This window comes from Arthrobacter sp. TmtSoilC79, from assembly GCF_059739405.1.
Map to the genome: position 1 here is coordinate 4,165,602 of NZ_AP046051.1, position 25,025 is coordinate 4,190,626.

Below are 25,025 nucleotides of genomic sequence, written 5' to 3' on the forward strand. Positions count from 1 at the left end.
GGAAGAAACGACGACGGCGGCAGCACCGCCGTCGTCGTCTGCCTTCCAAGGCGCGCCCATGGGCAATTCCGAGGTGACAACGCTGTCCAACTCGTTCTATTTCTTGGGATCAAATTCGAATACCGCCTAGACCGTTGACTTGTCCAGCGGACATATCGTAGCTTTCCAAGCACTGACAACGTTGTCTATTTGGGGATAGGCACGCGCGATGAAGGGCGCCTGGAAGACCATGACTAAATCAACGATGAATAGGGTGCGGGCAGCGACGTCTGCGCTAACGCTGGCGGGCCTGACGCTTTCCGGCATCATGGCCGGTGTTGCTCCGGCCTCTGCGGCATCGGAAGTGGGAAGCGAAGAGTTTCGACCTGCTTACCACTACACCCCCGCGAAGAATTGGATGAACGACCCCAACGGGATGGTTTTCCATAAGGGCGTTTACCACCTGTTCTACCAGCACAACCCTTCCGGGAACACATGGGGAAATATGTCATGGGGGCATGCGACCTCGAAGGACCTGGTGCACTGGGAGGAGCAGCCCCTTGCCCTCTCCACGGATGCGCAGGAGGACGTCTTCTCCGGCAGCATAGTGGTTGATAAAGACAACACATCGGGCTTCGGGACCAAGGAAAACCCGGCACTGGTAGCCATCTACACCAGCGCCTATAAGGAACCTTCCCCGTACCGCGGCCTGCAGGCCCAGTCCCTGGCCTACAGCGTCGATGATGGCCGGACGTGGACCAAGTACTCGGGAAACCCTGTGCTGAACCGCAATTCAGCCAACTTCCGGGACCCGAAGGTGTTCTGGTACGACAACCCGTCCGGCGGTGGCTACTGGGTCATGACGGCTGTCGAATCACAGGATCACAAGGTTGTCCTCTATAAGTCCGGCAACCTCAAGGACTGGACTGCCCTGAGCGAATTCGGGCCCGCCAACGCCACCGGCGGGCAGTGGGAATGTCCGGATCTGTTCCCGCTGGCGGTGGATGGGGACAAGAACAACATCAAGTGGGTCATGGTGGTCAATATCAACCCCGGCGGCGTCGCCGGAGGCTCGGCCGGTCAGTACTTCGTGGGGAACTTTGACGGCACCACCTTCACTTCCGAAACCACCGAGCCAGCGGCCGAGGCACCGACCGGCACGCCCCTGGCAGGCTTCAACGACGGCACCTATAACGGCTGGGCCCTCAACAACGAGGCAGGCAACTGGAAGAACGGGCCTTTTGGTGATGCTCCCGCTGCAGGCTCCCTGCCCGGGCAGAGTCCAGTGACCGGATTCGCCGGACCAGGGCTGATCAACTCATTCAACGACGGCGATTGGCCCATGGGTTCCATGCAGTCACCAACGTTTACGGTCACCGACGACTACCTGAACTTCCTCGTCGGCGGCGGCAAGCACCCCCGCGTCTCGGACAAACTGGACAACACCCCGCCCCCGGGAGAGTTGAAGTTTGACGGCTTCGAGGTTCCCGACGGCACAACGCTGGCCACTGCCGGCTGGACCGGAACAGGCGACCTGACCCCCAATTTCCAGCCAGCCACCAGCGGCGGGGATTACTACATCGGCGCCAAGAGAATCAACACGTTCGAAACCGGCGCCGTGCCCGGCGACGACCGCCAGGGCACCCTTACCTCCCCCGCCTTCCCGATCACAAAGAACTTCATGTCCATGCTGGTGGGAGGCGGCAACCGTGCGGCGGACTCCGGCCAGACCCTGGCCGTTCAGCTGCTCGTCAACGGCAATGTGGTCCGCTCCCTGGCCGGTGACAACGCGGGATTGCTGAACTGGAAAGGCTGGGACGTCTCGGAGTTCGCGGGACAGAATGCCCAACTGCGGATCGTTGACCAAGCTACGGGCGGGTGGGGCCATCTGACCCTTGACCACGTCATGTTTACGGACACCGCCGCGGTCCTCCGGTCCGACGAGGAGACGGTGAACTTGGTGGTCAACGGACAAGTTGTCCGTAGCACCACCGGCAACGACAGTGAAAGCCTGGATTGGGCCTCATGGGATGTGAAGGAATTCGTTGGCCAACAGGCACACATCAAGGTGGTCGACAACAACAGATTCGGGTGGGGGCACATCCTCGCTGACGAGTTCACGGCCAGCTCCACGGCAGCCAAGTCCCGGCTGGAGTCCTACGACTGGCTGGACTACGGCCGTGACTACTACGCGGCAGTGTCCTTCTCCAACATGCCCGATAACAGGCGGGTCATGCTCGGCTGGATGAACAACTGGGATTATGCCAACAACATCCCCACCAACCCTTGGCGCAGTGCGATGTCGCTGCCCCGGGAGGTGCAGCTGACCCAGACACCTGACGGGCCACGCCTGGCCCAAAACGTGGTCAAGCAAGTGGACAAGCTCGCGAAAAAGCCCAGCTACACGGACAAGAAGGGCGGCGCCATCAAGGCCGGAACAACCCCGCTGCCCGCGGCCACATCAGGTCAGGTACAACGCGTGGACCTCACTTTTGCGCCCGGCACGGCGAAAAAGTCAGGCATCACAGTACTGGGCGACGGCAACTCCTCCACCGTCATCGGCTACGACTCCAGCACCGGCAAAGTCTTTGTTGACCGCACAAAGTCCGGAAACACCACTTTCCATCCGGCCTTCCCTTCGGTTGAGGACGCCCCTGTCACCCTGGACAAGAAGGGCAATGTCACCCTGCAGGTGTATGTGGACCGCTCATCGGTGGAAGTATTCGCTGGTGACGGCCTCCGGACCATCACCGATCAAGTATTCCCCAACCCCGGAGCGGACAAGATGGCGCTCTTCGCGGAGGGTGGAAGTGCGCAGCTGAAGTCCCTCACCGTGACCCCCATGGAAGGATCGATGTTCCTTCCGGGAAAGAAGTAACACTCCCCGCATGACAAAGAAGGCGGCCGGCATTTGCCGGCCGCCTTCCTTTGCATCATGGCTATGCCAGTGGTTTCAGCCAGGTCAGCTCAGAGCCATTGCCTTCGATGTGTTCGGCCAGTTCCGCATTGAACTCCCGGCCGTAATCGGCACCGATGTGCTCCTGGAATGCTTGCTCGTCCTTGTAGACCTCGAAGACAAAGTACTCGCGCGCGTTGGTTTCCCGCGTGTAAGGCAGGAACATCACGTTCCCCGGTTCGTTCCGAACGTGCTCCGTGAGCGTAGCCATCATTTCCGCGACGCGGGATTCACTGCCTTCCTTGACGGTGAACTCTGCATACAGTGTTTTGGTCATAGCCAGTCCTTTACTTGGTTGCTGTGGGATTGTTTTTCTGGCCTGGAGGAGTATTTGTCCGGATCAGCTGAGGGGACGGATTTCACCGGAGCCACGCTGTATCAATTCGGTGGGGATGACATAGGTCCGGGCGGGGTTCGCGTCGCCGTCGATCCGTGCAAGGATCCGCTCAGCTGCAAGCTTGCCGATGCGTTCAGGGTGCTGGGCGATCACGGTGATCCCGGGGTCCATCATGTCGGCCAGCGTGAAATCATCGAACCCGATGAGGGCAATCTTGTGATGCAGTCCAAGGGCTTTAAGGGCCCGCATTGCGCCAAAGGTCACCAGGTTCTGACTGGAGAAAATCGCCGTCGGAGGGTTTTCCGAGGTGAGTAGTTCGTGAGCGGCCCGAAAGGCGGTTTCCTCATCGTGCAGGTTCTCCCGAACTGCGACACCGGAGGTGGAAATGCCTGCACGCCCGACGCCGTCCAGGAATCCGGTCCGGCGCTTCCCGGCAGTCTGGATATCCGTCCGGTCACCAAGGTAGGCCAGCCGGGTATGTCCGTGCTCGATGAGGTGGGCCGCCGCGTTTGCCGCACCGACTTCGTTGTCAGTGACTACCGCGTCAGCTTCGATACCCGCCGGCTCACGGTCAATGAATACCAGTGGCAGGTCCCGGGAGTGCTCCGGGATCATGTAGGCCTGGCTCTTGGCAATGGTGGTCAGGACAAGCCCGTCAACCCTGCGGCCCAGGAAAGCTGAAATAAGCTTCTTCTCCCGCTCGGGATCGTCATCCAGGCTGGCGGCGAAGACGGCAATTCCGCGCACAGCCAGGGCGTCTTCCATGGCCCTGTGGATTTCTCCACTGAACGGGTTGGACACGCTCGGGAGCAGCAGGCCTATGGACTGGGTCTTGCGTCCGGAACGCTTGAGGCTGCCCGCGGTGATGTCCAATTGGTACTGCAGTTGTTCGGTGGCCCGGATGACGCGCTGCCGCGTGGCCTCGGAGACCCCCGGCTCGTCGTTGACTACGCGGGAGACCGTCTTGATCCCAACGCCGGCAAGATCCGCCACGTTCTTCATCGTTGGGCGCTTGCGCCCGGAATCCGGTTGGTAACGATTAGACACCGTTGTCAACTTGCTGCTCCTCACCTTGATTTAATACTTGACTCTATCGTGTGAGCTTGCTTACATGTTACCTGACAACGTTGTCAGCCGCAGAAGATGCGCCGCCAACAGCCACAAAAACAGGAGTTTCAATGTTGAGTTCCACAGTCAAGCAGTCCGCCCGGACCCGCCTTCTTGCCGCCGGCGCAGTCCTGACGCTCGGCGCACTTAGCCTCACAGCCTGCGGAGGCGGCTCCACCCCTTCAGCCAGTGGGGGCTCCGATGAAAAGATCGGCGTTTCGCTGATCGTCAAGACCACGTCCAACCCGTTCTTCGTTTCCATGCAGGATGGCGCGAAGAAGGCTGCAGAGGCCGACGGCGTCGACCTCAAGCTTGCTGCTGGCAAGGCCGACGGCGACGAGGACACCCAGATCCAGGCTATTGAAAATGCTATTTCCAAGGGTGACAAGGGAATCCTCATCACCCCCAACGGCCCGTCCGTCGTCGATGCCCTGAAGAAGGCCAAGGACGCCGGCCTGTTCGTTATTGCGCTCGACACTCCCCCGGACCCGGCCGACGCCGCGGACATCACCTTCGCCACGGACAACTTCAACGCCGGCGAGCTGATCGGCAAGTGGACCGCTCAGCAACTGGCGGGCAAGAAAGCCGTCATCGCCCTCATTGACCTCTTTGACGACAAGGTGGTCTCGGTGGATTACAACCGCGACCAAGGCTTCCTGACCGGACTGGGCATCGACACCGCGGATAAGAAGAAGAACGGCGACGAAGCCAAGGCCGGAAAATACACCGGCGGCAAGGGCGGCGAGTACGAGATCGTCGGCAGCCAGGCATCCCAGGGCGCCGAAGACGGTGGACGTACGGCAATGGAAACCCTGCTGGCCAAGAACCCCAATGTCAACGTTGTCTACACGATCAATGAGCCGGCTGCAGCTGGCGCCTTCGAGGCCCTGAAGTCCGCCGGCAAGGAAAAGGATGTCCTGATCGTCTCCATTGACGGCGGCTGCACCGGCGTAAACAACGTCAAGTCCGGCGTGATCGGCGCAACTGCGCAGCAGTACCCGGTCAAGATGGCCGAGCTGGGCGTAAAGGCAATTGTTGACCTGGCAAAGACGGGTAAAAAGCCGGCCAACTCCGATGGCCTGGACTTCTTCAACACCGGGGTGGAGCTGGTCACTGACAAGCCCGCCGATGGCGTCAAGAGCATCACCACCACCGAAGCATCCCAGATCTGCTGGGGCAAGTAACCCCATTCCACCCCGGGGAGGCGCACGAAGCAGCGCCTAAAGCAGCGCCTCCCCGGGTACCAGCAGTTACAGAACATGGAAGTTCAGGAGCAACCTAAAGTGACCCAGCAACAGACCGCCGGCCCCCCGAGCGCCGGGCATGCTGACTTGGCCGAGGAATTCCTTGACCGACAGACCCCCCTCAGCAAAATCCGCAACATCCTCCACCGCTACCCGGCCCTCAGCCCGGCCATTGTCCTGCTGATCGCCGTGGTTGTCTTCGGGCTCCTCAATGACCGGTTCCTCCGCGTTGAGAACCTTTCCCTGATCACCCAGCAGGTTGCCGTGGTCGGCACCCTGGCGATCGCCCAGACCTTGATCATCCTGACAGCGGGAATCGACCTCTCCGTGGGCGCAGTGATGATCCTGTCGTCCATGGTGATCGCGCAGCTTGCCGTCAGCAACGGCCTCCCGGGTCCGATTGCGCTGTTGGCCGGCCTCGTCGTCGGGCTCGGTTCCGGTGCCCTGAACGGATTCCTGGTAACAAGGTTCCGGCTGCCCCCGTTCATCGTCACGCTGGGAACACTGAACATCTTCATCGCTTTGACGCTGCTTTACTCCGGCGGAAGCACCGTGCGTGGCTCGGCAATGCCGGACATGCTCACCTGGCTCGGAAGCACCTTCCCGATCGGGCCAGTCCGGATCTCAACCGGTGTGGTCATGATGCTGCTCCTGTATGTGGCCGTTGCCTTCATCCTGGGCAAGACCGCCTGGGGACGGCACGTCTACGCTGTGGGTGACGACAAGGAAGCGGCCCGCCTCGCCGGCATTCCCGTCAACCGGGTCCTGATGAGCGTCTACCTTGCCGCGGGTGCAGTCCTGGCTGTCGGTGCCTGGATCCAGATCGGCCGCACCAACGCTGCAAGCCCGAACGCCGGCGTCGATTTGAACCTGGACTCCATCACCGCCGTCGTGATTGGCGGCACCAGCCTCTTCGGTGGGCGCGGCTCGATCTGGGGCTCGTTGCTCGGTGCGCTGATTGTCGGTGTGTTCCGCAACGGCCTGTCCCTCGCCGGCCTGGACGTCCTCTATCAGACCCTCGCTGTAGGCATCCTGATCATCATTGCCGTGTCCGTCGATCAGTGGATCCGAAAGGTCAAGTCATGACCACCACAGAATTTGAAGCTCCCCGCACCGAAATCCGCGAGCCCATCCTCAAAGCGAGGAACCTCGTCAAGACGTTCGGCCGCGTTGTAGGTCTCGACGGCGTCAGCCTGGACCTCTACCCCGGCGAAGTCCTGGCCGTCATCGGCGACAACGGCGCCGGTAAGTCCACGCTCATCAAATGCCTTACGGGCGCTGAAGTTCCCGACACCGGGGAGCTTTTCGTCTCCGGACAACAGGTCCACTTCAAGCGGCCCCAGGACGCCCGCGTCCACGGCATCGAAACCGTCTACCAGAACCTGGCGGTTTCACCGGCCCTCGATGTCGCCTCCAACCTGTTCCTTGGCCGCGAAGAGCGCCTGCCCGGACTGTTGGGAAGCCTGTTCCGAATGCTCGACACCAAAGGCATGCGCAGAAAAGCCAAGGAAGAGCTGACCCGGCTGGGCATTTCCACGCTGCAGGACGTCACCGTACCGGTAGAGAACCTCTCCGGTGGCCAGCGTCAGGCAGTCGCCGTGGCCCGTGCAGCGGCGTTCGGATCCAAAGTGGTGGTTCTCGATGAGCCGACAGCCGCTTTGGGTGTCCGTGAATCCAACCAGGTGCTCCAACTGGTCCGGGACCTCCGCGACCGCGGCCTGCCGGTTATCCTGATCAGCCACAACATGCCGCATGTGTTCGATGTTGCAGACCGCATCCACATCCAGCGCCTGGGCAAGTGCGCGGCGACCATCACCCCGCAATCCCACACCATGACCGACGCCGTCGCCATCATGACAGGTGCGGCAAAAGCCTGACGGCCGCACCGGGCTTTCCGTTCCACACGGAACCCCTGTCCCCGTCCGCGGACCTGCCACCAGGTCCGCGGACGGATCCATCCCTGCCGCCCCACCGATCAGGCGGCAACCCGACGAAAGAACCAAGATGCACAACCCTTACCCGGGCGGATCAGCCCAAAACCCACTGGACGTCCTCGTTATCGGCGAGGCCTTGGTGGACATTGTGAATACCCGGGAAGGACGCATCAGCTACCCTGGCGGGTCACCCGCCAACGTCGCCTATGGCCTGGGCCGCCTCGGGGTGCCCACCGGGCTGCTCACAGCGATCGGCGAGGACGAACACGGCGCCGCCATCACGTCCCACCTTCACAGCGCCGGTGTCCAACTGCTTCCCGGATCTACTTCCCTCACGCGCACCGCCACAGCCACCGCCACCCTCGCAGCGGACGGCTCGGCCAGCTACGAGTTCGACATCCTGTGGGAACTCCCACCCGTGGCACCAGCCATGATCCCGAAAGTCCTGCACACCGGATCCATCGCCACGTTCCTCGCCCCGGGAGCGGCCAGCGTACGAACCCTCCTTGAGCAGAGCCACGACTCATGCCTGGTCACTTACGACCCCAACATCCGTCCAGCGCTCCTTGGCAGCCACGCCGAAGCACAGCAGACATTTGAGGACCTGCTCCCCCTCATTGACGTCATCAAACTCAGCGACGAGGACGCGCAGTGGCTCTATCCCGAATCCTCGCCGGACGACGTCGCTTCCCGCCTGCTCAACCACGGCGCCCGGATGGCCGTCATCACCCGTGGTGCCGAAGGTGCACTCCTTGCCACTCCGGGGGCGCGCGCCACCATTCCCTCTGTGAAGACCAACGTCGCGGACACCATCGGTGCCGGTGACTCCTACATGGCCGCCCTCATCTTTGAGCTGCTGGCCCGGGGTGAAAAGGCGTTTGCACCAACAGCCCTCGGCGACATCGGACAAACAGCAGCCGTGGCCGCAGCGATCACCGTCAGCAGGCCCGGCGCCAATCCTCCTACCTCCGCTGAACTTCAAGCGCGTTTGGAAGGGCTCAAACAGCAGCCGCTGGCCGTCGTCTAAGCCGGGGCAGAACTCCCCATGGCACTGCTGCGGGCCGACGCCTACGATGTCAGTGGACCACTCGGTCCCCTTTAGTCACTTTTTTGGGGAAAAGGACCATACCCATGCCGTTGCAGCGACGTGCCGCCCACCATCCGATTCGAAGTACGCGGCAGGGGGTGTGGGCCATCCTGACGGCAGTCGTCCTGGTGGCTGCGGGCCTCTTCGCCGGCGCCGCGCCCGCTTCGGCCGCGACGTACACCTTCAAGGGAGTCGTCAAGGGAAAACTGACAGCCACCGCAACGGCAACTCCGCTGGGCGACGTCTGGGTGGGTGCATACACCAACGACGAACGGGCCTCCTACGTGGCCGGCGCCTGGTCCGCGGCCGATGGCTCGTACAGTTTCACCGTGCCTGCGGCCGGCAGCTACAAGATCTGGACAACCTGCAGCACCGGGCCCTGTTCGGCCACCTACGCGGATGAGTGGAACGGCAACCAGTCCAGTTCCTACGGTTCGACGCCGGTTGCCGTCACCGACGCTGCCCCCACCACCACTTTCAACCCGCAGTTGGAAGCCTTCGGCAGCATGACCGGGCGGGTCACCAATAAGGCCGGCCAGCCACTGACTGCTGTGTCCGTTTCAGCCTCGCCCAACAACGGCGGACAGATCAGCAGCACCAAGCCCGATGCCAACGGCTACTTCACCCTGACAAAGATCCCGCCCAACCAGGCATACATCAGCGTCCGGGACGAGTCCGGCCAGCGCCTCTACCTGGAGCAATACTGGACCGGCACGGCAATGGTGGATACCTACACCGTTGCCACCGTCCCCGCGGGGGTCAAATGGACCAACGTGAACTTCGTCCTCAAGGATGAAACCGTCATGGAGGCCACCGTCGTCGATCCCGCGGGTGCGCCGATTGCCGACGTCGGCTACAGCCCGTACGTCTACAACGACGCAACGGCAGCATGGGAAGGTCCCCAAATGGGACCGCTGACCTCGGATGCGCAGGGCAAGATCTACTGGCGCATGACAGTAGGCAGGAAGTACAAGCTCTGCGTCTCGGACACTGTCTACGAGGGCGCACCCCGCGAAAAGCGATACAAGGCCGAGTGCTATGACAACACTGCCACGCTGGACACGGCCACCGTCCTGACGGCAACTGCTGCCGGACAGCGCATCAAGCTGACCATGCAGCTGGACGTTGCAGGGTTGTCGCTGACACCTGACAGGCCGTTTGTTTATGGTTCAGCCCAGGCCGGACAGAAACTCACGGTCGATCCCGGCGTTTGGGGTCCGGCTCCGGTGACGCTCGCCTACCAATGGCAGCGTTCCAAGGACGGCGCAGTCGCCCAAGACATTCCCGGCGCCACCACCACTGTCTACATTCCCACCGCCGCCGATGCCGGCTACGACATCTGGGCCAAAGTCACCGGGACCAAGACCGGCTATGCCTCCTACACCACCTCGGTTCACGGCGGTAAATCGGGAGCCGAGGCTGTCACGGCTTCGAAGCCCTTCACCCTTCTGGGCACCCCGGTCGCCGGGAACACCCTGACCGTTGACCACGGAACCTTGACCCCTGCACCTGATTTTGGCCCCTACTACGACTGGTTCGTCAACGGCGTGCAGGACCATAGGACCAATGGCCCCGCGTTCCTTCTCCAGGCTTCCGACGCCGGCAAGAAAGTCACGGTACGGCTCAGCGTCCACGACTGGCCGTTGCAGCCCTACTATGGCCAGGCCAGCGTCACTGTCGCCGCAGGGACCCTGACTGCTCCTGTTCCCACCGTTTCCGGAACAGCGAAAGTTGGCTCGACGCTCACCGCTGTTCCCGGGACATGGGGACCTGCCCCCGTGACGCTGGCCTACCAGTGGTTCCGCAGCGGCGTCGCCATCACAGGTGCCACGTCAGCTACTTACGCCTTGGCTGCCGCGGATCTGGGCAAGACCATGACCGTCAGGGTCACCGGAACCAAGACGGGATTCACGACGACGGCGAAGACTTCCGCTGCGACCGCAGCCGTCGCGGCGGGCACGTTGACCGCACCGGTGCCGACCGTATCCGGAACAGCGAAAGTTGGCTCGACGCTCACCGCTGTTCCCGGCGCATGGGGACCTGCCCCGGTGACGCTGGCCTACCAGTGGTTCCGCAGTGGCGTTGCGATCACAGGTGCCACATCGGCCACCTACGCCTTGGCTGCTGCCGACTTGGGCAAGACCATGACCGTTCAGGTCACGGGAACCAAGGCCGGATTCACCACCACGGCGAAAACCTCCACTGCCACTACTGCCGTGGCGGCAGGCACGCTGACCGCTCCCACCCCGACGATCTCCGGGACGGCAAAGGTGGGCTCTGCGCTCACAGCTGTTCCAGGGGCGTGGGGACCGGCTCCCGTAACGTTGGCTTACCAGTGGTACCGGACTGGTGTTGCCATTACCGGGGCTACGTCTGCCAGCTACACATTGACTGCCGCCGACCTTGGTAAAACCATGAGCGTCCGGGTCACCGGCACCAAGGCAGGATTCACGACGGCGGCCAAAACCTCCGCGGTCACCGCGGCTGTGGCGGTGGGAACCCTGACCGCGCCGACGCCGACGATCTCCGGGACGGTGAAGGTGGGCTCGACGCTTACGGCAGTGCCAGGAGCCTGGGGCCCAGCCCCTGTGACTCTGGCCTATCAGTGGTTCCGGAGTGGCATCGCGATCACGGGTGCCACCTCAGCTACTTACGCATTGACTGCCACCGATCTCGGCAAGACCATCACTGTCCGGGTCACGGGAAGCAAGACCGGATTCACGACGGCGGCCAAGACCTCCGCGGCGACTGCGGCCGTGGCGGCGGGCACGCTGACCGGGCCCACCCCAACCATCGCTGGTACCGCGACCGTGGGCAGCACGCTCACGGCGACCCCCGGTGTGTGGGGTCCGGCGCCTGTCACACTGACTTACCAGTGGTTCCGGGGCAGCACTGCGATTACCGGCGCCACCGCCCAGACGTACAAACTGGTTGCCGCGGACAAGGGAAGCGCCATCAAAGTACGCGTGACCGGGACCAAAACTGCTTACACCGCATTGGCCCGCTACTCTGCGGCCACTGCCCTGATCGGCTGATGTTGTCAATCTCCGGAAATTGAAAGGTCTACCAATGAAAATCATCAAGCGAATCACCGGGACCGTGTCATTGCTTGGATTGGCAGCAGGGGCGTTCCTTGCCGGCGCACCCGCGGCTCAAGCCGGCTCAACTTGCCCCTACGAGAGGCTGTGCTTGTACTTCAACAGCAACTACGAAGGGGCGCGCGCCGACACCCAGTACTCCGACGGTTGGCTGGGTGACGAACTGTTCAACAACGGCCCCGCCGGCGCGAACGGATGGAACGTCCAGGTCAACAACAACGCCGCCTCGATCATCAACAACACCAGCGAAACTGTCTGGGTCTACGACGATTCCCATTGCGGCGGAAACCCACTCAGCATCGGACCCGGCGGACGATGGAACCTCGAGGCCCTGGGATTGAAGAACAAGGTGTCCTCGTTCTTCATCGACAACAGAGGCAACTGCGCAAACCGATGAGTACCACAGCGAGAGGCCTCGAGCCGATGTCCGCATGGAACCTGGCCTTTCGCTGTGGCGACGGCGTCGGCAACGCGCCAGGACGAACTGCCGTTGCTGCACTGCCAAGCCAGCCGCCTTCAGGGTGGACAGGAGGCCATGGTCCGGGCGTTCGTTGGGAACACTGGCCGCGCAGCCTCAACACTGGGTTGCCCATGATGCATGTGCTGACTCTCTGGCTGCCCGCAGACTTCCTAAGGCGCGGGCCACAGTTCCCTGGGATAGCCATCTTTGCCGGCGAGGGCCAGTTTGCAGTGGAAGACACATCTGCCATTCCCAGCGCGGAATCAGCCGATCCTTTCCTGCGTGACCTTGCAGCAGCCCAGGACCATCCCGGCCTGCTGAGGCGAAGAGACGTGATCGACGGAGAATTCGCGATCCTTTGGCTCACCCACGATGAATTGGCAGCCGGACCAACAGCGCCCCGCCCGGATCTTCGTGCCGGGGGTGACCATGCGGATGAGTCAGAAGGTACAAACGCCTGGGACAACGTCGAGCCAACCACCGACATTTGGCTGATCCCGCGCGCCGATCCCAATGCCGGCAAGGCCCCCGTCGAACTCTGGGGAGATGAAGTTGGCCCGGATGGATATGTCAGTCCCTCAACAGGCGACGGACTCACAGACTGGGCAGAACCCCTGTTTGCCATGAGCCACCTGGGCGGGACGGCCTTTCCCATCCAAGCAATGCCTGACGGGCTTACTCCTTGGTACCTCGAATTGGAAGAAATTTCAGGGCTCAACTTTGGCGGTGGCGGCAATGCGCAATTCGACCTGGAATCCGCTACGTTCGACTGGGCTTGCGGATAGTACAAAGGTGGACGCTCACCCCTTGAGGCAGAAATACGCCATCCCGAGTACGCCCCGATAGCCCTCTTCATAGGCAGCGCGCTGTTCCTCGTATTGCCGACGGACCTGATCTGCGGCGGGATGGTCGGCATCATGTGCTTCCAGCCAGCGGGTAAACCGGTCGCGATATCCGGCTTCGAAAACGTCCCACTCCTGAATGCTCGCCTGGTCCTCATCCACCACCTCGAAACCGGCGGCGCGGATCTGCTCGCGTAACGCCTCGGTTGTCAGGTACTCGTCATCACGGCCAGCCAGAGGGGCGGTAGCAGCCGGGTGCGGTGTTGCCGACCAGATCGCTTCTCCGTAGACGAGCCGGCCGCCAGGAAGAACCAGAGTTCGAAGGGCACGGAGTGCTGCGGCGTAGTCGAGGGGCTGCGCGTCCTCTACCGGCGGTCCCCAGATCTGGCTCGCGCCGATGCAGATGACAGCGTCTGCGGGGCGGTGCTGGCCTTCTGCCCCAGGATTCGAATCAAACGTCGCCCTATCCAGCAGTCCACGGATGGATGCCTGCTGCGTCGCCCGGTCGATGAATGCGGAGGCACGGTCCACTCCGCGTCCCCGAGCCAGCGGGGCCGACGCCAAAACCCGAAGAAGCAGTTCTCCCCATCCGCACCCCATGTCCAGAACCTCAGCCGGCGCCGGGTTGGACAGGAACGCCACGAGGTGAGCGGCACGTTCCTCGGAAAGCGGGGTGAGCCAGGTGAGGGACTCATGCAGGGGCGGCAGTTTAAGCGAAGTGTCGTCGGTCACTCCATGATGCTCTCACGACTCAGGGATGCGAAACCTACTCCACCGTCACCATCACCGACGGCCAACCCGAGGCTCCATCGGGCACGGGATCGGCGAGCTTGTCGGTCTGGGTTTCGCCGGTGCCGTCGGTGGCGCGGGCTTTGACGTAGTGGAGGCCGGGTGTTGCGTCCCATTCATAGGACCACTGGCGCCAGGTGATGGTGGAGGCTTCGTCGGAGAGGGTTGCTTCCACCCATTCGCCGTCGTCGATCTGTACTTCCACTTTGGTGATGCCGCGGGTCTGGGCCCAGGCTGTGCCGCCCACGGCGACCTTTCCGGGAGGGAACTTGGCAAAGGATTTGGGTACGTCCACGCGTGCCATCGTCTTGATGGGGCCACGCTCGGACCAGCCGCGTTCGGTCCAGTAGGCCTTGCTGTCAGCGAAGCGGGTGACCTCCAGCTCCACTACCCATTTGGTGGCGGAAACGAAGCCGTACAGCCCGGGAACCACCATGCGCACGGGGTAACCATGCTCCACCGGAAGTGGCTCACCGTTCATGCCGATGGCCAGCATGGCATCACGGTCGTCCTGCAGGACGTCCAGCGGAGTGGAGGCGCTGAAACCGTCGATGGAGCGTGAGAGCACCATGTCCGCACCATCCTTGGGCTTGGCCCTTTTCAGGACTTCGCGGATGGGAAGGCCCAGCCATTTGGCGTTTCCAGCGAGCTTTCCACCCACCGGGTTGGAGACGCAGGTGAGGGTGACGTGTGATTCGATCAGGTCGGCGTCGAGCAGGTCCTGGAAGGTGAGGGTGACCTCTTCCTCGACCATTCCGTGTACACGCAGCGACCAATCGTTGACGTTGATTTCGGGGACGCTCAGGGCCGTATCAATGCGGTAGAACTCGTTGTTCGGCGTCAGCCAGGGGAAGACTCCTGCCACCGGGGACTGGACACCCGCCGGCACGGGAGCTGCCGCCTTGATCGGTGCCGGCAGCCGCAGCGCATCACGGGCCTGGGCAACGTTGTTCCGTGCTGCGCCCAAGAGCCGCCCACCGGTGGCCGCAATTCCGGCAGCAACGGCGGTGACTCCGGCAGCGGCGAAGAAGCGACGACGGCTGGTTCCGGCCCCGCCAACCTGCTTGTCGGCGTCGGCCGCCACGTCAGCCGGAGCCTCCGGCCATGCTTTCAGCCTCCACAGCGGCACTATGAGTCGGCGGAGGGCGACCAGGCCGGCGATGGTTCCCAGGACGGAGGGGATGGCGTCGACCAAGCCGACGCCTGCGCGGGTTAGAACGGCGGCCACAATCACGGCACCCATGAACAGCACGCCGAGGACGCCCAGCGCCCACTTCTTGTAGGCCACTATGCCCAGGACACAGGCCAGCAGAGCGATCGTCAAGCCCATGCCCACGAAGAGCGCGGCTTTGTCGTTGGTGCCGAACGTGGCAATCGCAAAGTCCTTCATCCACGGTGGAGTGAAGTCGATGAACGTTGATCCCAGGGCGAATACGGGGGTCGCCCTGGCGGTGAAGAAGGCACCGATCAGCTCGGCGACGGCCAGCACGACGGCGGCAGACACCACGCCTGCCAACGCTGCCATGGTTTCGGGGCCTTTGGTCCGGAGTCCGAGCTTTTTCATGCCAGTAGTTCGTAGCGCGCGGGAGCAGGGATGGGTGCAGCCAACTGATAGATTAATCCAGTCGATAGATATTCTCCCGAAGTAAATAACTTGCCTCGGGGTAAGCGCACAGGAAAAGGAACCACATGACCTCGCCAAGCCCATCCCGCACGCAGTTCTTTGCACTGTTCTCGTCCATTCTTGCCATCACGGCACTGGCAGGCTGCAGCATCGGAGCGCCGGCTCCAATCAACACCTCCACCCCCGTTGCAACAAACTCCACCGGATCACAGAGTCCGGACCCAAGCGCAGCTTCAGCCAGCGGGGAGGCAAAGACTGACAGCGACACCGCCACCGGGAGGCTCGATCCGGCAACCGAAGATCTTTCCTGGACCAACGGCAACAGAATCATGGGCGATGAAAATGGTGGACACACCCCCGATATCGCCAGCTCACTGACCGACCCAACTGCCGGCTGGGAAGCCGACTACAGCCGCATGGCAACGGACGGGATGATGACCTTCAGCTCCGGCAACACGCGCTGCAAGGTACGAACGGTCCAGGCACGCAACAATCCCGCCGAGCTCGTTGCCGGCGACGACAAGGCATCAACCCAGGAGATCCTCGCCATCCTCTTCCCCGGCAAGACGGACCTCATGGCCAATGCCAAGGACGCGACGCTGGGCTATGGCATCGGCGGCAGCCATGAAGTGGACATGCTGGCCGTGACATACACATCTGGCGACGCTTATGGATACACCGCGGTCAGGACCTTCAACAAGCCGGCGGTCACAGTCAGGGTTGAAGCCCTCTGCCCCACCCTCGACACCCTCAAGGCCACCCTTCCCGAGATCCGAAAGAGCATTTCCATCAATGCCCGTTGAGGCCTGCAGGGCCGCGTCACTTTGAACATTTGTTCATAATTTTCCTTGAACAGATGTTCAAGATGCACTAGCCTGCTTCGTATGACCCAAGCCACATTTTCCGATTCCGCCTCCACGCTTTTCATCAACGGCGCGTGGGAACCGGCCGCTTCCGGTGCGGTGCGCGCGATTCACAACCCGGCCGACGGCGAACTGGTCGCCACAGTGTCCGAGGCAGGCCGCGAGGACACCGAGCGTGCCATTTCCGCCGCCCGGGCAGCCTTCGATTCCGGCGTCTGGTCGAACGTTCCTGCCCCCGAAAGGGGTGCGTTCCTGCTCAAGGTCGCCGCTGAACTGCGCGAACGCCGGGAGAAGTTCGCCCGCGCCGAATCGCTGGACACCGGCAAGCGGATCATCGAGAGCCGCATCGACATGGACGACATCGCTGCCTGCTTTGAATACTTCGGACGCCTCGCCGGGCAGTCAGCTGGCCGCGTAGTTGACGCCGGGGACCCCGCCGTCGTGAGCAAAATCGTTTACGAACCCGTGGGCGTGTGCGGCCTGATCACACCATGGAACTACCCGCTGCTGCAGGCCGCCTGGAAGATCGCACCCGCACTGGCTGCCGGCTGCACCTTCATCCTGAAGCCTGCCGAACTGACCCCCTCCACCGCTATCCTCGCCATGCAGTTACTCCAGGATCTCGGCCTGCCGAACGGCGTCGCCAACCTGGTGACCGGCCCCGGTCCGCAAGCGGGCGCACCACTGTCGGATCACCCCGACATCGACCTGGTTTCCTTCACCGGCGGCCTGGAAACCGGCAAGCGCATCGCGGCTGCCGCAGCGGGCACCGTGAAAAAGGTGGCGCTGGAACTTGGCGGCAAGAACCCCAACGTGGTGTTCGCTGACGCTGACTTCGACGCCGCCGTCGACAATGCGCTGAACGGCGCCTTTGTGCATTCCGGGCAGGTCTGCTCTGCCGGGGCGCGGCTGGTGGTGGAAGAATCCATCGCCGGGCGCTTCGTTGACGAACTTGTCCGCAAGGCCAAGGACATCCGCCTCGGCGGTCCTTTCGATGAGTCCGCCGAAACCGGTCCGCTGATTTCCGCTGCGCATCGGGAGAAGGTGGACGCCTACGTCCAGCGCGGCGTGGCCGAAGGCGCGCGGCTGCGGTGCGGCGGCGCGGCCCCGGAAGGCGAAAAGTTCGACGCCGGGTTCTACTACCAGCCCACCGTCCTGGACCGCGTCCAACGGGGAATGTCGGTAGTCATCGACGAAGCCTTTGGCCCGGTAGTAACGGTGGAAACCTTCCGCACGGAAGACGAAGCCGTAGCTACAGCGAACGACACCATCTACGGGCTCGCGGGCGCCGTGTGGACCCAGGATGCCGGCAAAGCCCAGCGGGTAGCGGGCCGTTTGCGGCATGGCACGGTCTGGATCAACGACTACCACCCCTACCTTCCGCAGGCCGAGTGGGGTGGCTTCGGCCAGTCCGGCGTCGGCCGTGAACTCGGCCCCACCGGACTGGGCGAATACCAGGAAGCCAAGCACATCTACCAGAACACCAACCCCCAGGTGACCGGCTGGTTCGCAGATCACGGCAAGGAGAACTAAATGCACGTGGACAACATTGAGAACCTCAGCGAGCGCGGGTTCGATTACGTGGTCATCGGCGGAGGATCCGCTGGAGCTGCCGTTGCCGCCCGGCTTAGCGAAGATCCTGCCGTCACCGTGGCGCTGGTGGAAGCCGGCCCGGATGACCGGAACCTGCCGGAGATCCTGCAGTTGGACCGCTGGATGGAACTGCTGGAATCCGGCTACGACTGGGACTACCCCGTGGAACCGCAGGAAAACGGCAACTCCTTCATGCGCCATGCCCGCGCCAAGGTGATGGGTGGCTGCTCCAGCCACAACTCCTGCATCGCGTTCTGGGCTCCCCGCGAAGACCTGGATGAATGGGAGTCGAAATACGGCGCTACCGGCTGGAACGCTGCTGCTGCCTGGCCTGTCTACCAGCGCCTGGAAAGCAACGAAGACGCCGGTCCGGACGCTCCCCACCATGGCGATTCCGGTCCCGTGCATTTGATGAACGTTCCCCCGAACGATCCCGCCGGTGTCGCGCTCCTTAACGCCTGTGAGCAGACCGGCATCCCCCGCGCAAAGTTCAATGACGACACCACCGTGATCAACGGCGCCAACTTCTTCCAGATCAACCGACGTTCGGACGGCACCCGGTCCTCCAGTTCCGTCTCCTACATCCACCCCATCATGGAGCGTGAGAACTTCACGCTGCTGACCGGCCTGCGCGCCCGCCAACTGGTATTCGACGCGGATAAGCGCTGCACCGGCGTCGATGTCGTCGATTCGGCGTTCGGCCGGACGCACAGGCTGGACGCACATCGCGAAGTCATCCTGTCCACCGGCGCCATCGACTCCCCCAAGCTGCTCATGCTTTCCGGCATCGGCCCGGCCGCCCACCTGGCGGCGCATGGCATTGAGGTGTTGGTGGACTCACCGGGTGTCGGCGAGCACCTGCAGGACCACCCGGAAGGCGTGGTGCAGTTCGAGGCCAAGCAGCCCATGGTCCGGACCTCCACCCAGTGGTGGGAGATCGGTATCTTCACTCCCACCGAAGATGGCCTGGACCGCCCGGACCTCATGATGCACTACGGTTCGGTCCCGTTCGACATGAACACCCTGCGCTACGGCTATCCCACTACGGAGAACGGCTTCAGTCTCACTCCCAACGTCACTCACGCACGTTCCCGCGGCACGGTCCGGCTCCGCAGCCGGGACTTCCGCGACAAGCCCATGGTGGATCCCCGGTACTTCACCGATACCGAGGGCCACGACATGCGAGTGATGGTCGCGGGCATCCGCAAGGCGCGGGAAATCGCCGCGCAACCTGCCATGGCTGAATGGACCGGACGGGAGCTCTCCCCCGGCATCGAAGCCCAGAGCGACGAGGAACTGCAGGACTACATCCGCAAAACCCACAACACTGTGTACCACCCCGTAGGCACCGTGCGCATGGGGCCGGTGGAGGACGATATGTCGCCGCTGGATCCTGAGCTGAGGGTCAAGGGCGTCACTGGGCTGCGTGTGGCCGATGCCTCCGTCATGCCGGAGCACGTCACCGTAAACCCCAATATCACCGTGATGATGATCGGCGAGCGCTGCGCTGATTTCATCAAGGCCGACCTCCTCCGGGCCCACGGGACGGAGGAAACCACGACGGCGGAAGCCGGCTTCAGCTTGTCCCTCGCCTGAACAGGGACCCTGCTTTTAGACCCACGCAACAAAAAATGGGGGAAACAGCCGTTGGCACACCGTGGTGCCCGGCTTTTGATATACACCGCGTCCAATGACGGCCGCGGGCTATCACCATTCATGCATGTCTGAACTAGGAGTTCGAATGTCAGAACCCAGCAAATCAGGACCCTGCAAGAGCGATGCGAGCGGTATGGACGAGTTTGGCTATGCCCAGACCCTGGACCGCAGCATCGGCAAGTTTGCCAGTTTCGCCGCCGGCGTCAGTTACATCTCCATCCTCACCGGCGTTTTTCAACTGTTTTACTTCGGATTTTCGACGGCGGGACCCGCCTATGCGTGGTCGTGGCCCATTGTCTTCGTTGGCCAATTGATGGTGGCCTTGTGTTTTGCGGAATTGGCCGGGCGTTATCCGGTGGCCGGATCGGTCTACAACTGGGCGAAGAGGCTTTCGACAGGAACGTGGGCTTGGCTGGCGGGATGGCTGCTGCTGCTTTCCTCCATCATGGCCCTGGGTTCGGTTGCCTTGGCCCTCCAGATCACGTTGCCCCAGATCTGGGACGGCTTCCAGCTGGTGGGCGATGGCACGGGTCCCTACGACTTTGCCGTCAACGGGGTGATCCTGGCGAGCATCATGATCGGCATTTCCACCCTTATCAACGCGTTCGGCGTGAAGCTCATGACCATGATCAACAGTGTTGGCGTGTTCGTGGAGCTGGTGGCGGCCGTCCTGCTCATCATTGCGCTCATTTGGCACTCGGTCCGCGGGCCGGAAGTCCTCCTCGATACCGCCGGCTTCGGCGAAGATCATCCGCTGGGGTTCTTCGGGGTCTTCCTCATTGCCGCCATGGCATCCGGGTATGTCATGTACGGCTTCGATACCGCCAGTTCCCTGGGAGAAGAAACCAAAGACCCCAAACGCACCGCTCCCAAAGCGATCCTGCGTGCGGTCACGGCGTCATTCCTTTTGGGAGGGCTGCTTCTCCTGGGCGGAATCCTGGCGGCGCCGGATCTTTCCGATCCCAAGCTTGGAGCCGCTGACGGCGGTCTGCAGTACATCGTGTTGTCGGTGCTCGGTGGCCCGTTCGGCAAGGCGTTCCTGGCGTGCATCGTGGTAGCCGTAGTGGTCTGCACCTTGGCCGTCCACGCAGCTGCCATCCGAATGATGTTTGCCATGGCCAGGGACAACAACCTTCCCTTCAGCAGGCAACTCAGCAAGGTTCACCCCACGCGGAAGACCCCCACCGTGGCTGCGATCGTCATCGGTATAGTGGCCGTCATTCCCTTGATCGTGAACATCTCCCAGCCGGCCATCTTCACCATTCTCTCCAGCATCAGCATTGTCCTGATCTACCTGTCCTACCTGCTGGTGACGGTGCCCCTGCTGCGGCGGCGCTTCCTGAAGAAGTGGCCCTTGAAGGACGACGGATCAGAACCGGGATTCAGCCTGGGCAAATGGGGGCTGCCCGTGAACATCCTGGCCGTGCTGTGGGGAGGCGCCATGACGCTGAACCTGGTGTGGCCTCGGCCCGAAATCTACAACTCGGTGCCGCCGTTCGAGTGGTACCTGCAATGGGGTGGCGTGATCTTCGTCGGCACAGTCATCATTGGCGGAACGCTCCTCTACCGTCTCCGCATCCGTCACAAGACCGGAGTCCTGGCCGAGCACGCCGCCGTCGCTGCACCGTCCGGCGCGGGTCCGGAGGCTGATCCGAGCACAGACCCGGACGCCGATCCGGCCTTGGTGGCAGCACAGAACTCCTAGTCAGCCCAGCCCCCAACCATGGAGCATCCCCTCGCCTGTATTGATCCGGCGAAGGGATGCTCCTTTCGTTTCAACTGAACCGGCATCTCTAGACGAACGCAGACTTCCCCGTCACTGCACGGGCCACGATCATCGAGTTGATCTCGTAGCTGCCCTCATAGGTGTAGAGGATCTCGGCGTCGCCAAAGAGCTTGGCCATCTCATAGTCCGTGGTGATCCCGTTCCCGCCCAACAGCGACCTGCCCATGGCCACGGATGACCGGGCCAGCCGGGTAGTGGTGGCTTTGCACATTGCTGCCTGCACCATTTCGAGCTTCCCTGCCTGCTGGATCCGCGCGAGCTCCACCATCATGGACAGTGAGGCGTTGGCATTGCCCAGGATGTCTGCCAGCTGCTGCTGCACCAACTGGAAACGGGCCAACTCCTTGCCGAACTGTTTGCGTTCCAGAGCGTAGGAACGGGCAATATCGAAGGCCGCCAGCTGGATTCCTGCCGCTTGCCATCCCACCCAAGCCCGGGAATCACGCAGGAGTTCATTGGCCCGCGAGAACTCCGTGGCCCCCGGCAGGAGGTTTTCCACGGGGATGCGGACCTCGTCCAACACGATGTCCGCATTTTGCATGATGCGCAGGCCGATCTTGTGGGAGATCTTGGTGGCGGAGTACCCGGGGCGGTCACTCTCCACAATGAAGCCTTTGATGTGTCCGTCGGATTCGTCACGGGCCCAGACCAACGCGAAGTCGGCAATCGTCCCTGCCCCGATCCAGCGCTTGGCACCGTTGATGACCCATTCGCCGCCGTCGCGCCGCGCCGTCGTCGAGAGTCCTCCGGCGATGTCCGAACCGTGGTCCGGTTCGGTCAGGGCGAAGGCGCCCAGTTGGGTAAATGCCTCCAACCCCGGCAGCCATTTACGCTTCTGCTCCGGTGATCCGAGCTCGTCAATCATGCCGACGATCAACTCATTGTGGATGCCTACCAATGCCGAAAGTGAGACGTCCGCCCGGGCCACTTCGGTGTACATGAGGCCCTTGAACAGCTTGGAGGAGCCGTCGGTCTGCAACCCGCCCAGGCCGAACTTGGCCATGTCGGCCAACAGCCCGAACGGGAACTCCTCCCGGTTCCAGTAGTCGATGCTCGCAGCCCGGATCTGCGCCTGCAGGAATTCCCTGATCTCCAGGTAGCGCGCACGCTCGTCCGGGGGCAGCAGGTCCAGGACGTGCATTAAGTCCGCCTCCGGATAAGGAGGCAGGACGTGTTCTGGTGCCGCACCGCTGGTAACGGTGCCGGCAGCTTTATGATCGAGCATTTGACCCCTTCGTCATGTCCCGCGCAGGCTCTTCCAAACCCTTGGATGTCCTAGTATATTGCAAGGTGATGTGGATCACTAGGCGGGATGCTTCGGCAAAGGTGCCGGCATTACCCGAAGGCGAAAGGCGGACTATGACAGTCACAGAAGACTTCCGTGCGGCCCGCGACCGGCTGCTGGAACTACGCGAGGACTACAAGCAGGCGCACGCCGGGTTCCAATGGCCTCGCTTTGAGGAGTTCAACTTCGCCCTCGACTGGTTCGATCACATCGCGGCAGACCCGGCCCGGGGCGACCAGCCGGCCCTGGTGATCGTGGAACAGGACGGCAGCTCCACCCGCCGCACTTTCAAGGACCTCTCGCGCAGGTCTTCACAAGTGGCCAACTGGCTGCGCGGCCAAGGCGTCCAGCGTGGCGACCACATGATCATCATGCTCGGCAACCAGGTGGAACTCTGGGAACTCATGCTCGCCGGCATCAAGCTGGGCATCGTCATGATCCCTACCACCACCCTCATGGGCGCCCGCGATCTCCAGGACCGCGTGGAGCGTGGAGGGGCTGCCTGGGTGACCGTAGGAAGCGCCAACATCGGCAAGTTTGCCGACGTCGAGGGTAAATACACCCTGATTGAGGTCGGTTCCGAGCGCGCCAATGCGGACGCCATGCAGTACTCAGACTCGAACGACGCCGGCACGGACTTTACGCCCGACGCCCCCACCAAAGCCGACGAGACCCTCCTGCTCTACTTCACGTCCGGCACCACCTCCCGGGCCAAATTGGTGGAGCACACCCACACCTCCTACCCCGTGGGCCACCTCTCCACCATGTACTGGATCGGCCTGGAACCCGGCGACGTCCACCTCAACGTCGCCTCACCAGGCTGGGCCAAGCACGCCTGGTCCAACGTCTTCACGCCGTGGATTGCTGAAGCCACCGTTTTCATCTACAACTACCAGCGCTTCGACGCCGCCGCACTGATGAACCAGATGGGCCGGGAAGGAGTCACCAGCTTCTGCGCCCCGCCCACCGTGTGGCGCATGCTCATCCAGGCCGACCTCACGCAGCTCACCAGCCCGCCGTCGAAAGTGGTTTCGGCCGGCGAACCGCTCAACGCCGAGGTCATCGGCCAAGTGGAAGAAGCCTGGGGTGTCACCATTCGCGACGGCTTCGGCCAGACCGAATCCACCGTCCAGATCGCCAACACCCCTGCCCAGCCGGTGAAGATCGGCTCCATGGGACGGCCGCTGCCAGGATACGACGTCGTGCTGGTGGACCTGCTCACCGGACAGGAAGCCGACGACGGCGAACTCTGCTTGCGCTTGGACCCCCGGCCCGTGGGACTCATGAAAAGCTACTTCGGCGACGAAGCCAAAACGGCCGAGGCCTTCCGCGATGGCTACTATCACACCGGGGACATGGCGAGCCGTGATTCCGACGGCGTCATCACCTACGTCGGCCGGGATGACGATGTCTTCAAGTCCTCCGATTACCGTTTGTCGCCTTTTGAACTCGAGAGCGTCCTGATCGAACACCCCGCAGTGGCGGAGGCCGCCGTCGTGCCTTCACCAGATGCCGTGAAGCTGTCGGTGCCTAAGGCCTTTGTGGTGTTGGCCGCCGGATATGAAGCCGGACCGGCTGTTGCGGAGGACATTTTGAAGTACTGCCGCGAGCATCTGGCACCGTTCAAGCGCATCCGCCGCCTGGAGTTCGGCGAGCTGCCCAAGACCATTTCGGGCAAGATCAGGCGTGTTGAACTGCGCGGGACGGAAGTCGCCCGGCATGGCGATGGTCCATTGCCCGCTGGTTTGGGCGTGGAATACACCGAGGAAGAGTTCCCGAATCTGAAAGACTAGCCAACCGAACAGTAGGCCAAGCAAGCGGTAGAACTTGCAAGCGGTAGGCCAAGCAAGCAAACAAAGGAGGCCCATGGGCACGCCACTCCCCCGCGACCCCATCGCCGATGCCCAACGCAACTGGGAACGGCATGGCTGGGGTGATGTCGCCGCGCCCATGGCCGCCATTACCGCCATCATGCGGACCCAGCAGATCCTGCTTGCGCGTATTGAGACGGTCCTTAAGCCGTTCGGGCTGACCTTTGCACGCTACGAACTGCTCGCACTCCTGAGTTTCGCCCGCAGCGGCGCGCTGCCCATGAACAAAGCCAGCGCGCTCCTGCAGGTGCACCCCACCTCGGTGACCAACGCCGTCGACCGCTTGGAAAAGGCAGCCCTGGTTGCCCGGTCACCGCACCCCACCGATGGGCGCACCACCCTGATCGAGCTCACCCCTGAAGGCCGAACGCTCGCCAAGAAAGCGACGGCGGCCCTCAACGCCGAGGTCTTCGGACAGTCGGGATTCGCACCCGACGACGTGGACCACCTCATCCGCGTGCTGGGCAGCTTCCGCAGGGACGCCGGAGATTTCACCGAGGAATAGGGATTTTGC

19 protein-coding genes are annotated in these 25,025 nt (G+C 62.7%); 14 read left to right on the plus strand and 5 right to left on the minus strand.

Going from position 1 to position 25,025, the window contains the following annotated elements; translation table 11 throughout:
- Positions 1-229: 229 nt before the first annotated feature.
- Entirely contained in the window at positions 230-2,857 is a 2,628-nt protein-coding gene (locus AC6JA3_RS19050) for a GH32 C-terminal domain-containing protein (RefSeq protein WP_497920505.1), read from the plus strand.
- A 61-nt stretch (positions 2,858-2,918) separates the two neighbouring features.
- Here the strand turns inward: AC6JA3_RS19050 and AC6JA3_RS19055 are convergent, their stop codons facing one another.
- Positions 2,919-3,212, minus strand: a complete 294-nt coding sequence (locus AC6JA3_RS19055; protein WP_497920506.1) for a putative quinol monooxygenase — start codon at positions 3,210-3,212, stop codon at positions 2,919-2,921.
- A 63-nt stretch (positions 3,213-3,275) separates the two neighbouring features.
- Positions 3,276-4,274: a LacI family DNA-binding transcriptional regulator gene (locus AC6JA3_RS19060; RefSeq protein WP_497920507.1), complete on the minus strand. Its 999-nt coding sequence runs from the start codon at positions 4,272-4,274 to the stop codon at positions 3,276-3,278.
- Between the two features lie 176 nt (positions 4,275-4,450).
- Between AC6JA3_RS19060 and AC6JA3_RS19065 the strand changes: the two genes are divergently transcribed.
- The 7 genes from AC6JA3_RS19065 (at position 4,451) to AC6JA3_RS19095 (ending at position 12,987) form a co-directional block, all read left to right on the plus strand.
- Positions 4,451-5,563 (plus strand): substrate-binding domain-containing protein, encoded by a 1,113-nt coding sequence (locus AC6JA3_RS19065; RefSeq protein ID WP_497920508.1) that lies wholly within the window; start codon positions 4,451-4,453, stop codon positions 5,561-5,563.
- 99 nt (positions 5,564-5,662) lie between these two features.
- The gene (locus AC6JA3_RS19070; protein WP_026548149.1) at positions 5,663-6,709 is read left to right on the plus strand and encodes an ABC transporter permease; all 1,047 of its coding nucleotides are present in this window, start codon (positions 5,663-5,665) and stop codon (positions 6,707-6,709) included.
- On the plus strand, positions 6,706-7,500 hold the full coding sequence (locus tag AC6JA3_RS19075; RefSeq protein ID WP_347781986.1) for an ATP-binding cassette domain-containing protein: 795 nt from the start codon (positions 6,706-6,708) through the stop codon (positions 7,498-7,500). Before AC6JA3_RS19070 ends, AC6JA3_RS19075 begins: the two co-directional genes overlap by 4 nt.
- A 127-nt stretch (positions 7,501-7,627) precedes the next feature.
- Positions 7,628-8,584 (plus strand): carbohydrate kinase family protein, encoded by a 957-nt coding sequence (locus tag AC6JA3_RS19080; protein WP_091553832.1) that lies wholly within the window; start codon positions 7,628-7,630, stop codon positions 8,582-8,584.
- Positions 8,585-8,688: 104 nt separating this feature from the next.
- Positions 8,689-11,679, plus strand: a complete 2,991-nt coding sequence (locus AC6JA3_RS19085; RefSeq protein ID WP_497920509.1) for a carboxypeptidase regulatory-like domain-containing protein — start codon at positions 8,689-8,691, stop codon at positions 11,677-11,679.
- Between the two features lie 34 nt (positions 11,680-11,713).
- Complete coding sequence (locus tag AC6JA3_RS19090) at positions 11,714-12,139, plus strand: peptidase inhibitor family I36 protein (RefSeq protein WP_347781988.1); 426 nt, start codon at positions 11,714-11,716, stop codon at positions 12,137-12,139.
- Positions 12,136-12,987, plus strand: a complete 852-nt coding sequence (locus AC6JA3_RS19095) for a hypothetical protein (protein WP_497920510.1) — start codon at positions 12,136-12,138, stop codon at positions 12,985-12,987. The genes AC6JA3_RS19090 and AC6JA3_RS19095 overlap by 4 nt, the downstream gene beginning before the upstream one ends.
- A gap of 15 nt (positions 12,988-13,002) precedes the next feature.
- Here AC6JA3_RS19095 and AC6JA3_RS19100 read toward each other — a convergent pair whose 3' ends face one another.
- Positions 13,003-13,776, minus strand: coding sequence for an SAM-dependent methyltransferase (locus AC6JA3_RS19100; RefSeq protein WP_497920511.1), 774 nt, complete (start codon positions 13,774-13,776; stop codon positions 13,003-13,005).
- A 34-nt stretch (positions 13,777-13,810) separates the two neighbouring features.
- Complete coding sequence (locus AC6JA3_RS19105) at positions 13,811-15,397, minus strand: molybdopterin-dependent oxidoreductase (RefSeq protein WP_026548153.1); 1,587 nt, start codon at positions 15,395-15,397, stop codon at positions 13,811-13,813.
- Between the two features lie 125 nt (positions 15,398-15,522).
- On the opposite strand from AC6JA3_RS19105, the gene AC6JA3_RS19110 reads away from it, so the two are divergent.
- The 4 genes from AC6JA3_RS19110 (at position 15,523) to AC6JA3_RS19125 (ending at position 21,274) form a co-directional block, all read left to right on the plus strand.
- Positions 15,523-16,260: a hypothetical protein gene (locus AC6JA3_RS19110; RefSeq protein WP_497920512.1), complete on the plus strand. Its 738-nt coding sequence runs from the start codon at positions 15,523-15,525 to the stop codon at positions 16,258-16,260.
- A gap of 81 nt (positions 16,261-16,341) precedes the next feature.
- A complete protein-coding gene (locus AC6JA3_RS19115; protein WP_026548155.1) occupies positions 16,342-17,853 on the plus strand; it encodes an aldehyde dehydrogenase family protein in 1,512 nt (503 codons plus the stop codon).
- Positions 17,854-19,509 (plus strand): GMC family oxidoreductase, encoded by a 1,656-nt coding sequence (locus tag AC6JA3_RS19120; RefSeq protein WP_497920513.1) that lies wholly within the window; start codon positions 17,854-17,856, stop codon positions 19,507-19,509.
- 145 nt (positions 19,510-19,654) lie between these two features.
- Entirely contained in the window at positions 19,655-21,274 is a 1,620-nt protein-coding gene (locus tag AC6JA3_RS19125; protein ID WP_035761143.1) for an APC family permease, read from the plus strand.
- Positions 21,275-21,362: 88 nt separating this feature from the next.
- Here the strand turns inward: AC6JA3_RS19125 and AC6JA3_RS19130 are convergent, their stop codons facing one another.
- Complete coding sequence (locus tag AC6JA3_RS19130) at positions 21,363-22,580, minus strand: acyl-CoA dehydrogenase family protein (protein WP_026548157.1); 1,218 nt, start codon at positions 22,578-22,580, stop codon at positions 21,363-21,365.
- A 134-nt stretch (positions 22,581-22,714) separates the two neighbouring features.
- Here AC6JA3_RS19130 and AC6JA3_RS19135 point away from each other — a divergent pair, with 134 nt between their 5' ends.
- Positions 22,715-24,433, plus strand: a complete 1,719-nt coding sequence (locus AC6JA3_RS19135) for an AMP-binding protein (protein WP_497920514.1) — start codon at positions 22,715-22,717, stop codon at positions 24,431-24,433.
- A 73-nt stretch (positions 24,434-24,506) separates the two neighbouring features.
- On the plus strand, positions 24,507-25,016 hold the full coding sequence (locus AC6JA3_RS19140; protein ID WP_497920515.1) for a MarR family winged helix-turn-helix transcriptional regulator: 510 nt from the start codon (positions 24,507-24,509) through the stop codon (positions 25,014-25,016).
- Positions 25,017-25,025: the final 9 nt, after the last annotated feature.

Bases quoted from the DNA above. Each gene is read 5' to 3' on its own strand.
- AC6JA3_RS19050 (WP_497920505.1), top strand. From the start codon at position 230: ATGACTAAATCAACGATGAATAGGGTGCGGGCAGCGACGTCTGCGCTA.
- AC6JA3_RS19055 (WP_497920506.1), bottom strand. From the start codon at position 3,212: ATGACCAAAACACTGTATGCAGAGTTCACCGTCAAGGAAGGCAGTGAA.
- AC6JA3_RS19060 (WP_497920507.1), bottom strand. From the start codon at position 4,274: ATGAAGAACGTGGCGGATCTTGCCGGCGTTGGGATCAAGACGGTCTCC.
- AC6JA3_RS19065 (WP_497920508.1), top strand. From the start codon at position 4,451: ATGTTGAGTTCCACAGTCAAGCAGTCCGCCCGGACCCGCCTTCTTGCC.
- AC6JA3_RS19075 (WP_347781986.1), top strand. From the start codon at position 6,706: ATGACCACCACAGAATTTGAAGCTCCCCGCACCGAAATCCGCGAGCCC.
- AC6JA3_RS19080 (WP_091553832.1), top strand. From the start codon at position 7,628: ATGCACAACCCTTACCCGGGCGGATCAGCCCAAAACCCACTGGACGTC.
- AC6JA3_RS19085 (WP_497920509.1), top strand. From the start codon at position 8,689: ATGCCGTTGCAGCGACGTGCCGCCCACCATCCGATTCGAAGTACGCGG.
- AC6JA3_RS19090 (WP_347781988.1), top strand. From the start codon at position 11,714: ATGAAAATCATCAAGCGAATCACCGGGACCGTGTCATTGCTTGGATTG.
- AC6JA3_RS19095 (WP_497920510.1), top strand. From the start codon at position 12,136: ATGAGTACCACAGCGAGAGGCCTCGAGCCGATGTCCGCATGGAACCTG.
- AC6JA3_RS19105 (WP_026548153.1), bottom strand. From the start codon at position 15,397: ATGAAAAAGCTCGGACTCCGGACCAAAGGCCCCGAAACCATGGCAGCG.
- AC6JA3_RS19110 (WP_497920512.1), top strand. From the start codon at position 15,523: ATGACCTCGCCAAGCCCATCCCGCACGCAGTTCTTTGCACTGTTCTCG.
- AC6JA3_RS19115 (WP_026548155.1), top strand. From the start codon at position 16,342: ATGACCCAAGCCACATTTTCCGATTCCGCCTCCACGCTTTTCATCAAC.
- AC6JA3_RS19120 (WP_497920513.1), top strand. From the start codon at position 17,854: ATGCACGTGGACAACATTGAGAACCTCAGCGAGCGCGGGTTCGATTAC.
- AC6JA3_RS19125 (WP_035761143.1), top strand. From the start codon at position 19,655: ATGTCAGAACCCAGCAAATCAGGACCCTGCAAGAGCGATGCGAGCGGT.
- AC6JA3_RS19130 (WP_026548157.1), bottom strand. From the start codon at position 22,580: ATGCTCGATCATAAAGCTGCCGGCACCGTTACCAGCGGTGCGGCACCA.
- AC6JA3_RS19135 (WP_497920514.1), top strand. From the start codon at position 22,715: ATGACAGTCACAGAAGACTTCCGTGCGGCCCGCGACCGGCTGCTGGAA.
- AC6JA3_RS19140 (WP_497920515.1), top strand. From the start codon at position 24,507: ATGGGCACGCCACTCCCCCGCGACCCCATCGCCGATGCCCAACGCAAC.